The 12,897-nt window shown below is 23.7% G+C and carries 12 protein-coding genes and 2 pseudogenes; 2 read left to right on the top strand and 12 right to left on the bottom strand.

All coding sequences use genetic code 11. The annotated features are described in order from the left end of the window. The first annotated feature begins 196 nt into the window (after positions 1-196). A complete protein-coding gene (locus AS160_RS08880; RefSeq protein ID WP_165147884.1) occupies positions 197-361 on the top strand; it encodes a hypothetical protein in 165 nt (54 codons plus the stop codon). A gap of 560 nt (positions 362-921) precedes the next feature. On the opposite strand, the gene AS160_RS08875 is transcribed toward AS160_RS08880, so the two are convergent. The 11 genes and pseudogenes from AS160_RS08875 to AS160_RS11540 form a co-directional block, all read right to left on the bottom strand. After that, positions 922-1,371: an AAA-like domain-containing protein gene (locus AS160_RS08875; RefSeq protein WP_241244255.1), complete on the bottom strand. Its 450-nt coding sequence runs from the start codon at positions 1,369-1,371 to the stop codon at positions 922-924. A 337-nt stretch (positions 1,372-1,708) separates the two neighbouring features. Continuing rightward, positions 1,709-3,412, bottom strand: a complete 1,704-nt coding sequence (locus AS160_RS08870) for an ABC transporter ATP-binding protein (RefSeq protein WP_165147881.1) — start codon at positions 3,410-3,412, stop codon at positions 1,709-1,711. Next, positions 3,409-5,094: an ABC transporter ATP-binding protein gene (locus AS160_RS08865; protein WP_165147878.1), complete on the bottom strand. Its 1,686-nt coding sequence runs from the start codon at positions 5,092-5,094 to the stop codon at positions 3,409-3,411. Before AS160_RS08865 ends, AS160_RS08870 begins: the two co-directional genes overlap by 4 nt. 24 nt (positions 5,095-5,118) lie before the next feature. After that, positions 5,119-5,712, bottom strand: a complete 594-nt coding sequence (locus AS160_RS08860; protein ID WP_165147875.1) for a CPBP family glutamic-type intramembrane protease — start codon at positions 5,710-5,712, stop codon at positions 5,119-5,121. A 60-nt stretch (positions 5,713-5,772) separates the two neighbouring features. After that, a pseudogene (locus tag AS160_RS11635) lies at positions 5,773-6,615 on the bottom strand (SPASM domain-containing protein); the annotation flags it as partial. Positions 6,616-6,710: 95 nt separating this feature from the next. Then, the gene (locus tag AS160_RS08850; protein ID WP_165147870.1) at positions 6,711-6,989 is read right to left on the bottom strand and encodes a hypothetical protein; all 279 of its coding nucleotides are present in this window, start codon (positions 6,987-6,989) and stop codon (positions 6,711-6,713) included. 26 nt (positions 6,990-7,015) lie between these two features. Further along, a complete protein-coding gene (locus tag AS160_RS08845) occupies positions 7,016-7,783 on the bottom strand; it encodes a hypothetical protein (RefSeq protein WP_165147868.1) in 768 nt (255 codons plus the stop codon). 12 nt (positions 7,784-7,795) lie between these two features. Further along, on the bottom strand, positions 7,796-8,569 hold the full coding sequence (locus AS160_RS08840) for a hypothetical protein (RefSeq protein ID WP_165147866.1): 774 nt from the start codon (positions 8,567-8,569) through the stop codon (positions 7,796-7,798). After that, positions 8,550-8,993: a hypothetical protein gene (locus AS160_RS08835; protein ID WP_165147864.1), complete on the bottom strand. Its 444-nt coding sequence runs from the start codon at positions 8,991-8,993 to the stop codon at positions 8,550-8,552. The genes AS160_RS08840 and AS160_RS08835 overlap by 20 nt, the downstream gene beginning before the upstream one ends. Beyond that, positions 8,986-9,867: an ABC transporter ATP-binding protein gene (locus AS160_RS08830; protein ID WP_165147862.1), complete on the bottom strand. Its 882-nt coding sequence runs from the start codon at positions 9,865-9,867 to the stop codon at positions 8,986-8,988. The genes AS160_RS08835 and AS160_RS08830 overlap by 8 nt, the downstream gene beginning before the upstream one ends. 267 nt (positions 9,868-10,134) lie before the next feature. Continuing rightward, a complete protein-coding gene (locus AS160_RS11540; RefSeq protein WP_277601304.1) occupies positions 10,135-10,263 on the bottom strand; it encodes a hypothetical protein in 129 nt (42 codons plus the stop codon). Positions 10,264-10,545: 282 nt separating this feature from the next. Between AS160_RS11540 and AS160_RS08825 the strand changes: the two genes are divergently transcribed. After that, positions 10,546-11,979 carry a hypothetical protein gene (locus AS160_RS08825; protein WP_165147860.1) on the top strand — a complete coding sequence of 478 codons (1,434 nt, stop codon included), beginning with the start codon at positions 10,546-10,548 and terminating at the stop codon, positions 11,977-11,979. Positions 11,980-12,018: 39 nt separating this feature from the next. On the opposite strand, the pseudogene AS160_RS08820 reads toward AS160_RS08825, so the two are convergent. Beyond that, a pseudogene (locus tag AS160_RS08820) lies at positions 12,019-12,372 on the bottom strand (PD-(D/E)XK nuclease domain-containing protein); the annotation flags it as partial. Positions 12,373-12,897: the final 525 nt, after the last annotated feature.

The raw sequence follows: 12,897 nt of genomic DNA, 5'->3' as shown, positions 1-12,897 counted from the left end.
ATTTAATAAAAAGTTAACAATGGCTGTTTTTTAGAATAATTCCGCTTTTTCAAGCTTTATTGAAAAAAATACTGTCAAACTCAGGATATCTAGCTCTTTTAAAAGCAAAAAGAGAAGGATAGTATTTTCAAAAAACTAAGAAAAAACAAGATTCAGGAGGCTAATTAATAATATTTCTTTGAAGAGAAGGGATAGAATGTACATTGTAGATGGTGTTTATCGTGAACCAATACAATGGAATTCAAAAAAATATTATATACTAGATGAGGTGATTGAAATTAAAAAATTACTTTCATTAGATAAGAAAGATAAAGAGATAATATTATTTACTATTTATGAATGTTTTTTTATTGGTATATGATTTCAAGTTTTTTGACTTCAAAAATTATTTTTACATTTAAATATCCTTCTATTATTTCTCTTAAATTTTTATTAACCTGTATTATGATTATAATAATTGCAGTAATCAGAGAGAAATATATTGAAACGAAAAAGAAGAAAAGAAAGTTTAAAAATTTTATAATTTCTATTTTTTTATATGGTGTTGTATTTTATATTTATGGTTATTTTTTGTATTTTACTTATCGACAGTTCATAAATATTTGGTCTTTTAAATTTATAATGGATTATTTTGTTTACACTATAGATCTTCCAAAAAAAATAAATAATTAGGGTGTATTCTCTAAAAAGTCAAGAGTTTTAAATGAAAAATAGGTTAAAAATAATTTTTGGATTATTCAGACAAACTTTCCCCTTCTGCAACAAAGAACGTTGCTGCAATAATTTAAGCTAAAGTGTATATTGTATACTAAAAGTGATTTTGCCATTAAATATGGGTTTGGTTATAAACACATTGCTTTAGGCTATTATTCTTTTGAGGATGTTGAAAGAGAATTGCTTGATGATATTATTGAAAGATTCTTATATCTGTCCTGTTTCTTTTTCGTATTGTGGGAGTAGATCATATACCTGTTCCTTTGTAAAGTATGGCACTTCCATGTGTTCCGCTATGTTAAACGGACTTGCATTGTCTTCAAGCACTCCGCTTAAATAACTTACACTGATTAAGATTACGCTTCTTAATCCATATATTTCTTTGTCGTGATATATACTTCTTATTACATATAAAAATTGATTCATCAACTTTTCGTCTAACTTTTCAAATTCATCTATCATTAATACTATTTCTTTTTTTGATTCCAGATATATTTCTCTTATCATTTTTCTTATCTTGCTTATATCTTTTGGTATTTTTATTTTTATATCCGCAGTACCATATATTTTTAATAAGGATAATTCAATGTCTTCAACGAATGTTTCAAGAAAATCCTTTTTATCTTTTTCTTCATAACTCTCAAATGAAACAAATATCGTTAAATATTTATCCTTTATATTTTCAACTATATCTCTTAAAAATGTGTTTCCCCCGTTTGTCTCGAAGCTGATACTGTAAAATATCTCCTGTTTTCTATATGATCAAGCACTTCTTACATTATATCTGGTCTTTCCACATAATAACATGTCTTTTTATTAACAGGTCCTGATGTACAGAATCGCTTCATAACATACGTACCTCCGGGAGGAAATAAAATTATTTTTTAAGATTTTAATTATTAAAAGCTTTCGAAAAAGCTTTCACTTTTTCCAAATCCACTTCAATTATACCATATAAAATCAAATGAGGCTTATTGCCTCATTTGATTTTAGTTTATTTCAAACTGACAATTTTATCTGTACCATTCAAATCTATTCTTAAATCAATTAGGTTATCCGGAAGGAATTCTTCATGAGATATTATTAATATTGTTTTATTTTTAGGAATATTTTTCAGTGTTTCTATTAGAATTTCTTTTGTTTCTTTGTCTAAAGAAGCTGTTATTTCATCAAATAATAAAATTGGTGCATCTTTTAATAAAGCTCTTGCAATAGCTATTTTTTGTTTTTGCCCCCCTGATAAATTTTTTCCGTTTTCTTCAATGACTGTATCATATCCCTTTTCAAGTTTCTCTATAAATTGATGTGCGTTAGTTAATTTTGCAACATTTATTATTTCTTCATCAGTTGCATTAAGATTGCCATACTTTATATTTTCATAAATTGTATCGTTAAATAGTTTATAATCTTGAGGCACATATGTAATCAAATCTCTTATTTCATCTACATCATATTCTTCTATATTTTTTCCAAAAATTTTTATATTTCCATTTTGGGGGATATAGAATTTTAAGAGAAGTTTAAAAATTGTACTTTTTCCTATTCCGCTTTTACCTATTATTAAAGCTCTTTCTCCATTTTTTATTTTAAAAGAAAGATTTTCAAGAACTGGCTTTTCATTGTTATATGAAAAACTAACATTTTTAAACTCGATTGCTGTATTTTTATAATTAATATCTTTTGGTAATTTTTTTGCATCAGATAATAAGAATATCTCGTCATTCAATTCTTCTTTTGGTTCATCTAAAATTTCAAATATTCTTTCATAGGAAGCTTCTACAGACTTTAATTGGGACAAAAATGTACTTAATGATTTAAAGAACTCAACTACAGGTCTTGCAAGCTGAACTGAAGCCATAAGTTCTCCAAAGGTTAAAGAATTATGCATTATAAGAAAACCTCCAAGTACAAATTGTCCTATAAATTCGATATAATTTGAAGCGTTATTTATTAAATTAATATATGTTTCACTTTTTACTTTTTCCATTGAATAATCAAAGTAATTTTTATTAGTTGATTTTACTTTATTCAATATTATATCCTCTATTGTAAAACCTTTTATTATATTAATACCGGATAATATATTTGAAACGTATTGAGCTAATTTTGAATTTTCAATTTGGATATTATGATTTATTCTCTTCATTTTTTTTATAAAAACAGAATTTAACAACAGATTTAATAAGCCTATACTCACTATATAGAAAAATAATATTTTATTTATGTTAAAAATAACGATAGCTCCACCAATCGCCCCTATAATAGCCATCGAAAAGTTTAATATATAATTAGAAAAAACAGATTTAATATTCATAATGTCATTATTGTAACGGGACAGTATTTCCCCGCTGCTAAACTTTTCAAACTCATTATAAGGCATTTTTAGTACTTTTTTGAAAAAATATTCCCTAATTATATCAGATGTTTTTTGAACTATAAGAAAAAACAGATAAGAAAAAATCCCGAGAATTAAAACAAGCATTAAAAGAGCTTCTATTACATTTATAAATCCAGAATAGAACATATCTAAATTTTTCTGAAGTAAACCATCTACAATATCCTTCAAACCCATTGCCACAAAATAATTAAAAAGAAAATTCTGAGAAGCAATTAATAGCAAGGATATTGTATATATTATAAACATTATTTTATTTCCACCATTGCTATACATAAATGAATAAATTCTACTTATTTTCATAAAATTTCCTCCTCGAGCATACTATCATTTTTCAGCTTAATAATTTTATCAAAATACTTTTCTTCAGGAATTTTATGAGTAATCATTAATATCGTTTTATCCCGGAAATATTCCATAATATTTTTAAATACTTCTTTTGCTGTTTTTTCATCAAGAGATGAAAATGGTTCGTCCATAATAACTATTTCAGCATCTTTAAACATAGCCCTTGCAATTGCAATACGCTGTTTTTGCCCCCCGGAGATTTTTTTTCCTTTTTCACCAACTGATATGGCATCTATAAATTCATTTACTTTTGATAATTGTATAATTTTATGAATTTTTTCTTCATTATTGTTATTGTAGTTTCCATATTTTATATTTTCTATTATTTTTTCAGGAAAAATATAACTATGTTGATCGACAAAAGATATTTTTTTTCTTAATTCTCTTAGATTCCATTTATTAATATCTACTCCGAAAATTTTTATATTTCCTTTTATAGGTTTATAATATCCCATAATTAATTTTGCAATTGTAGACTTCCCTATACCGTTCTTTCCTAAAATAAGGACTTTTTCTCCTTTTTTTATTTTTAAATTAAAGTTTTTTAAAATATATTTTTCTGTATCAGGATATTTAAAATCAACATTTATAAACTCTATATCATACTCATGTTTTGGTGAAATCATTATTTCATTTCCACTTTCTTCTTCTTTTAAATTGATTATTTCCTCAATACGATCTATTGCTGCTTCTGCTTTTCTAAGTGTTGAGGTATAATTTGAAAAGAAGTTAAGAGGTAATAAGAAAATTATTATAAATTGTAAGAAAGCTATTAATTCCCCAAATGTCATATTTCCATTAATAATCCTCATTCCACCATACCAGAATATTGCCATTAAAGGAAGAAAGATAATAATTATATTTATTTGAAATAATAATGATTCAAATATACTGCTTTTCATAAAACTTCTAAAATAAGATTTTAGATTTTCTTTAAACTTTTTCCAAAAAAATTTTTCTATTCTAAAAACCTTTAATACATCCATTGCATTTATAGCTTCTGAAAAAATTATATTTGCTTTTCCAAACATTGCCTGTTGCGCTGCTGTATAAATTTTTATCGGCAAACTAATAACAAGCAAAATTATAAATCCAATTGGAATTATAATAAAAGACATTAATGTCATCTTTATGTCCATTTTAGCTGCAAAAAATAGCGCTATACAGAAAATACTTATCTGATAATATAATTCTCCAACATATTGCTTTAAGAAATCTCTAATTAGTTCTATATCATTTGAAATTATGGAGATAATATCCCCACTTTTTTTTCTTTCTAAATAAGAATATTCTGAAAAAAGTAATTTTTGCGGAACATTATTTCTTAAATCTTTAACTATTTTTTCAACTGTTTTACCTGTAAATATATTTCTCAAATATTCAAAAAACAGTTCTAAAACACCAAATAATAGAATAGAGTATATTATTTTTATTGATGCTTCATATTCTTTTGATATAAGATAATTTATCATATCTTTTTCCAGAAGTATTAAATAAATTGTTAGTACCGCTGAGATTATTGAAAAAACATATGAGGTTAAAAATACCTTTCTATTTGGTTTTATCAAAAATTGATTTAGTTTACTTTTTTTCCCGCTTTTTAAAGGTTTTTTTTCAATGGTTATTGTGAGTCCCATATTATTCCTCCTATTATTTTTTAACTATTTAGATATTATTGTTATCAAATTATAAATCCAGTGATATAAAATAGGTATTAAAAGGTCATCAAAATAATATCGGAAAAAAGTTAATACTATCCCAGCGTTGAATACATATATATAGGAACTTATATCACTTCTTGCGTTATGAGCTATAAATGTAAAGAAAATTGCATTTAATAATATTTGACTAAAAATAGAAAGATTAATTTTTTTTATTTTATAGTAAATTACGCCTCTATAATAAAATTCTTCAAAAAATGCTATAATAAAAAATATCATAATATTAAAGTTCCCTATTTTATTAAAATTAAACATAATTATTAGCACTGTAATTAATAATAATAATGATATTTTATTTTTAGTTTGTCTTATATTTATTTTTAAAATTTCATTATATTCCAACTTTTTTTCCTGTTTTTTTAAAATAATAATTGGAATTATAAATAAACATATAAATAATGGAAAGAAATAATTTAAAAAAAATATTATAATATTATTGGATATATTCAATTTATCTAAAAGTATTATTGTCAATAACATCGAAATAATCAAAAAAATCATAGGTAAAATAACAAGTGTTATTAATTCAATCAAATAATCTTTATTTTTTTCAAAAAAAGAAAAAATCTTTTTTTTTCACCACTTTATAAATCATTATTCTTCACCTGCTTTTGACAATTCATAAAATATTTTATCATAAAAATTTATATATACACTACAATATGGATCTTTAGTTTCAATGTTTTTATTAACATAAAAAGCCCTAGCCCTATATCCACCACCACAAAAATATTTATATTCACAATTTTTACATTCTATATCATCTACATTTAACTTTAAAAATTTCTGGATAGATTTTTTATTAAAAATATCTTTTAAATTTTCATATAAAACATTTCCTAATTTAAATTCTTCAAAATGTAACATATGACAGGGGAATAAATCGCCATATTCGTTTAAACTAAAAATTGTTTTTCCGGCTCCACAATCTTTTCTTAATAACAGCTCTGGTGAAATATAAAAATCTTTAAAATTTTCTATCATAGAAAAATTTTTTAATAAAATCTCTTGTAGTTCATTACAATTTAATATAATATTTTTATAATTATTTTCTTTAGAAACAGTAAGAATACTAAAATTAAAAGGAGTTTTATATTTTTCACTAAATTTTATATATTCCTTTAAATATTTAAAATTTAATTTTGATAATGTAAAAATAAAATGCATATTTATTTTATTTTTCTTTAATATATTTATAGTTTCTAAAATTTTATTATAGATCCATTCATCTCTAATAAATGTTTTATTATTCTTATTAAAACCATCTATTGATATACTTATGACGTCAACATACTTTTTTATTTCATTAGTATTTCTTTCATTAATTAAAGTTCCATTAGAAAGAATTGTAATTTTATCAAACGTATTTCTAGCACTTTTTAAGATATCTAACAAGTCTTCTCTTAAAAAAGGCTCTCCACCTGAAATAATACCATGTAATCTTTTATTTTTTGATAATCTTTTAAACTTAAAATTTCTTTTTCATTTATATTATTATACTGGGTATAATAACACCCTTTACAATTTAAATTTCATTTTCCAATAACATGTATATAAAAATTGATTTCTTCTTTTTCTACATTCTTATTATTTTTATTATCATCAAAAAAATCATTTTCTTTTAAAATATCCAATAACTCTTTTTCCTTAGAATTAATATTATTAAAATTAGTCAACTTCTCATTTTTAATTTTTTCTACAAGACGCTCACCATCTTTATCCAAACCGATAATTGTTCCATTTTTAAAATTTAACAACATTTTTATTTCTTTTACTTTGTGAATTTTGACTTCATTTGAAAATCTTAACATAATTTTCCCTCCATACAATAGATTTATTATTCAATATAGTCAGAATTTATATCCTTTTTATTCAGTAATTTTATTAATATAAAAACTAAAATAATAGAATATATTATCATAACAATAAAATGATTTAAAGAAAATAGATTATCAGAATAAAATTTTTCTACATTGTTAAAAAAAGAAAAAGGTATAAAAAGGATTTTTTTATCTGTTCCAAGGAACGAAAATAATACAAAAATAAATATATTATATAACACAGATTTAAACGTATCAAACTTTAAACTGAATAAATTAGTAAGAAATATTTCAAAAAAGCTATAAGATAAATAAATCAATAAAATGGGTAGGGCTTCTAAAAAATCATTAAAAGAAGGATAAATTATTTCAAATGAATATAATTTATTTAATAATAACCAATAAATTATAAATCCAATTGTAAATGAAATAAAATACAAACAGAATATTATCATTTGACTAATAATTAAACCTATAATAAATTTTTTTCTATCATTAAAATATACAAAAGATATTTCATGCAATCCATTTATAAACTCTTTATGCCAATTGGTTGAAATAACTAGAAAAACAGGTATAAGAAAGGATCTCCATATAAAATACAACAAAACTAAAAAACCTACAAAAAACGGAAACGCCGAACCATTTGCTGAAGTAATTTTTGAAATCCCCAATAAAAAAAATATATAAAAGATTAACGGTATTGAAAAAAATATGAAAAATCCCCATTTTGTGCTTTTTCTATTTAAAAGTATATATAAATGATACTTTATCTGTTTCCACATATATCTCCCACCTTACAAGTCTAAGTCTTTCAAGTGTTTTTTTGAAAAAATATTTAAAACTAAAATAATACAAAAAGTACCTATTAAAATTTGTAAAAATAAATCTTTTTCAAAAATTCCCTTGTATAATATTTTTTCAAACTCTTTTCCATATAAAAAAAACGGAAAAAACTTACCTATTGATGTAAAGGACAAATATATAAGTAAGATAAATAATATAAGTGATGTAGAATATGATTTTACTACATCAAAGAATTTTAATGAAAAATATTTACTTATATTCATCATTAATAAAGTTCCAAAAAATATAGAAACAAAAATATATGTAATATTTAAAACATTTAACTCCTGGTTATTATTACTAATATTTAATCTCCACCCAATATACAAGAACATTAAATTACCTACTATTATAAATAAAAGCAAAATAAATTCGGCTAAAAATCTATAATCCATATATTTAGTTCTATCTCCAGTATATATTAAAACCGTATGAATCCTTTTATATTTTATTTCATTTACAATTTCTCCAATTGATATTCCATATAAAGGATATAGAAACATTCCAAATGAAGCTATATATATATACCATACATGTGAAAACTTTTGAATATCAATCCAAATGTATCGACCTTCTTCAAGATTGTTCCCATGAAAACTCCAAAAATCTGGCATATTTTTTAATGACCATGGAATCCATAATGAAATTATTATTGTAAGAATGACCATTAAAAAAGTTTCTCGCCTTTTAACAAGGTTATATAATTCAAAAATTATTGTCCTCATTTTTCATACTCCTCTTAAATCTGATTTTTTCTGTATAATGAGTAACCATTAATATCCATAAAACTATTAATATAAAACCCATCATATTATTTATACCGATATTATAAGAAATGCTTATATTTATAGTTCCACTTTTTTCAGCGAAATCAATGAATTTTTCTATAATCCACATTTTATCAGAGATTATTCCATTTATTAAAAATGTTATAAAACCAAAGATCTCATTTATTAAATATCTATGTTTTTCCAATACTAAAGTGGAAAAAATAATTGCTATTGTAGGAATTAATAAATATAATATAAAATACATTAAAATAGTAGAAACTCTTACAACAGATAAGTTTTTAATAAATAAAAGATATAAGGAAAAGATTACGGTAGAAGAAAAATATATTGAAAAAGATTTAAGATATTGGTTATTCATAATTTTCAACTCCTTCAAATAGTTTTGATAATTTAAATGATTCTACCTCTATATCCTCAATCTTATAATTATTTTTATAAATATTATATAGTATTTTATCAATATCCTTTTTATTCTGGATTATTACATATGTTCTATCGTTTTTATAAAAAACTTTCACATCTGAACCAATATCCAAATTAACTTTACCTTTTATTTTTAAAATATATTTTTTTCTATTTTTTATATTTTCTAAAGTATCATTCGCTATAATTTTTCCGTTTTCAAGCATAACAACCTTATCACACAATTCTTCAACATCGTTTAATAAATGTGAGGAAAATAAAACTGTTTTTCCTTCTTCCTTGGCAAATTGTCTTATTTTATTTTTCATTTCTATTGCTCCAACAGGATCTAATCCCACAAGCGGTTCATCAAGAATCAAAATTTCTGGTTCAACTATAAGCGTTCTTGCAATTCCAAGTCTTTGCTTCATACCAAAAGAATATGATCTCACTTTTTTATATCTTACATCATATAATCCAACAAAATTCAAAACTTCATCTATAATCTTATTATTTTTTTTACCCAATAAGATATTAACAATCTTTAGATTTTCATATGCGTTTAAATGATCATAAAATGCTGGTCTCAATAAAAAGCCTATTTTTTTATTAATCTTTTCAAAAGAATCCTTTATATTGTATCCTTTAATATATATATTACCATTTTGAAATTTTAACAATCCCAACATACATTTCATCAAAGTTGTTTTTCCAGCTCCATTCCTACCAACAAGTCCTATAATCTCTCCTTTATTTATTTCAAAATTTATATTATCCAGTGCTTTCTTCTTATTTTCATAAATCTTTACAAGATTTTCAACTTTAATCATTACCATTGCCACTCCTTTTTTGATTTTAGATGGAAAAAGTGCTTTTACAGCCCCGTGATCTTAAATAGTCCATCCTTTTATTTGACCTGATACTCCAACACATACTACTAAACCAACTGAAATTGATGCTGTTTTATTTTTTTTATTTTTTTTGAATATAAATAACATTTTTTCACCCCCTTTCTTTTTTGTAATCTTAAATATTATTTAATCTAAAAAATTTTTGGTATAATCTTTATAATAAAAAATTGTAAAAGCGTTTTTTAATTACTCAGAAACTTCAGTTTGAATTTGAGGATTGGTTGAATGAGTGGTTGAGTTATTTTTTTCATCTCCACCAAAAACTATTGAAAAAATCATTATAAACAAAATAAATAATAAAATTATTTTTTTCACTATCTCACCCCTTACGATGAATTATACCAGTTTCCATATGACTTGCAAGTGTTTTTTTGACTTCTAAAATTATGATTATTTCTTTGTTTTAGAAGGTAGAAAAACAACATGCTTTTTGTTACTGTTTAGAAACGTTTTGTTCATATGCTGAAAATAGCAATTAATCAATGTTTTAGATATTTATCGTTACATATTGTTACAGTATGTAATCTGAACTTAATAATTGGAATTTTATAAAAAATAATTACGTTTTTGCTACAATTCGATTAAGAGGTGTTTTTTGTGAGTCTTAATTTAAATGACTTAATTGATATTATCGAATATGGTGCATATGCACAACCTATTGTAAATTATATTTTGCTTGATTGTACAGATAAAACAATTGAATATTATTTATTATGTTTAAAAAATATATGGAAATTTAATTATAGAGAAGCATATAAATATGCTGAATTAACTACTACTACTACTACTACAATTTTAAAAGCTCTCGCAACTCTTGAAAAAATAAGTATTTTATTTAATAATCAAAAAATAAAAAAAGCTAATGAAGAATTAGAAAGAATTAAAAATGAAATCCCTCATCTTAACAAAAAATCTCGAAAAATAATAATTCCTACTATAAGATACATAGAATCCAGATTTTATAAATTCATAACTGATAGTGGTTGTCGATATTGGAGCAAAGAATACGAAAAAAGTGATGCACAAAAATCACTGTTAAAATATTCAGTAGCAAGAAAGAAAATAAAAAAAGAAAATTACAACAAAGCATATGAATTATTTATAGAAGGGTACTTTCTTGCAAGGAAGTTTCCACATCCTACTATGATATGTGCTGGACTGAATTCCGCATCCTGGTGGATAAGATATGAAAACAAAAAAAAGGCTTTAATAGTTGTTAATCTACTTGAATATTATATTGGTTATTATTTTGAGAATTTATCTAAAATATACAACTGGTTGGATACAATTTTTGAAGTTAGAAGAATTAATAATGATCCAGGGATTTCGGAAGTATGTAATATAGTAAATGGCTTAAAAGAGTTTTTTAATGAAATAAATATAGATAAGAAATTTAATAGAAGTTTTTATTCAGAAGAATTTAAAAGAGAAACAAAAAAGATATTCAAAGAAAATATTGTTAAATTTAAAAATCAAAAAGAAACAAAAATACCGGAATTATTTTTCGCAACATATACAGCATTAATAGAAAAACCATATTTTACAAAGAGTCGTATTTTAAGATTGATTTTTGAAGGAGATAAAGATAAAATCATTAAATACTTTTCAAGGGATTATGAGAAGATGTATTTTTTTAACTTAATGCTTTCTGAGTTTAATGTTAAAGAAGCTGAGAAAAGGCTAATGAATCCTGTGGATTTTGAAGAAATAAAATCTGGTGTATCTCCATTTTTCATAGCGAGAAAAAACCTCATCACCGAGCTGTTTAAGAATGTGAAGAATTTTAAGGAGTTTGTTATTCACTATTTTGAGCTCAACGATGAGGAAATGAAAATCTTTGATGCGTTTTTAAGAAGTGCTGTTAGATACGATATCAAATGGCCTATTACGCCTTATCCTAAAGGAAAAATCAAAAATTTTTCAATTAAATATGGCCTTGGTCAAAAAAGAGTTGCTTTAGGCTATTACTCTTTTGAAGATAATGAAAGAGCTTTTCTTGATTCTATTATTGAGAAGTTTCTGAGTGTATAAAAATTAAAATAACCTGACAAGTTAAAACGGTCAGGGTTATTATTTTTCTATAATATAATCATCAATATTTCTTTTTTCCGAACTTATATTTATTCCTATGAGAGATATTTCTTTTCCTCTGTATTTTTCATAGTATTTCTTCTCTTTTATCTGTTTTATTGCTTCTTCTGCACTTTTGTCTAATTTTGCTTCAATTATATATACCTTTTCATTAAATTCTATTACAATATCGCTTCTTCCTAAATTTGTCATTTCTTCTGCTCTTACGTTTAATCCTGTCATTGCTAATATTGTGTATATCAATGAATGATAATACCTTTCTTCTTTTTGATGTAGATTATACGGTATTGAACTTATTAGCTTTTTCATTTCTTCTATTACTGTTTTTATATCGTCGTAATCACCCCATGGAATATTTGGAGAAAAAATAAGAAAATGATATCAGTAAACTAAAGGAATGAAAGGGGTGTTTGTTATGAAAAATAGAAATAAGTATTCTCGGTTACTTCAAGTTGTTAAAGAATATCTTAATTCTGATAAGTCTTTATCCGATATTGCTATATGATTCCTTCATCTCACACTTTACATAAATGGGTTAAAAAATATGAAGATTCTGGTTATGATGACAATATCTTCAATTCTAAGAAAGGAAGGCCTAAGTCCATTATTTCTGATATTTCTAAGGTTCCTCCTCTTCAAAGAAATATTCTTAGCCTCCTGAAACTCGTTTTTTCTTAGTTTTTTTGAAAACACTACCTTTCTCTTTTTACTTTTAAAAGAGCTAGATATTGTTTTTATGTATTTATTTATCTATATTTGATTGAGTTTTATTATTTACCTCCTATCTTTGTATTTTGCAACTCAAAAGTAAGCCAAATTATAATTGAAAAATGGGCCAAAAAAATAAAATGTTGAAAA

It is taken from the genome of Marinitoga sp. 38H-ov, assembly GCF_011057715.1.
GTDB lineage: Bacteria > Thermotogota > Thermotogae > Petrotogales > Petrotogaceae > Marinitoga.
The sequence above is the reverse complement of the archived record's forward strand: the minus strand, read 5'-3'. Positions and strand labels throughout refer to the sequence as shown.

Bases quoted from the DNA above. Each gene is read 5' to 3' on its own strand.
- AS160_RS08835 (WP_165147864.1), bottom strand. From the start codon at position 8,993: ATGAATAACCAATATCTTAAATCTTTTTCAATATATTTTTCTTCTACC.
- AS160_RS08845 (WP_165147868.1), bottom strand. From the start codon at position 7,783: ATGTGGAAACAGATAAAGTATCATTTATATATACTTTTAAATAGAAAA.
- AS160_RS08880 (WP_165147884.1), top strand. From the start codon at position 197: ATGTACATTGTAGATGGTGTTTATCGTGAACCAATACAATGGAATTCA.
- AS160_RS08850 (WP_165147870.1), bottom strand. From the start codon at position 6,989: ATGTTAAGATTTTCAAATGAAGTCAAAATTCACAAAGTAAAAGAAATA.
- AS160_RS08865 (WP_165147878.1), bottom strand. From the start codon at position 5,094: ATGGGACTCACAATAACCATTGAAAAAAAACCTTTAAAAAGCGGGAAA.
- AS160_RS08840 (WP_165147866.1), bottom strand. From the start codon at position 8,569: ATGAGGACAATAATTTTTGAATTATATAACCTTGTTAAAAGGCGAGAA.
- AS160_RS08830 (WP_165147862.1), bottom strand. From the start codon at position 9,867: ATGATTAAAGTTGAAAATCTTGTAAAGATTTATGAAAATAAGAAGAAA.
- AS160_RS08870 (WP_165147881.1), bottom strand. From the start codon at position 3,412: ATGAAAATAAGTAGAATTTATTCATTTATGTATAGCAATGGTGGAAAT.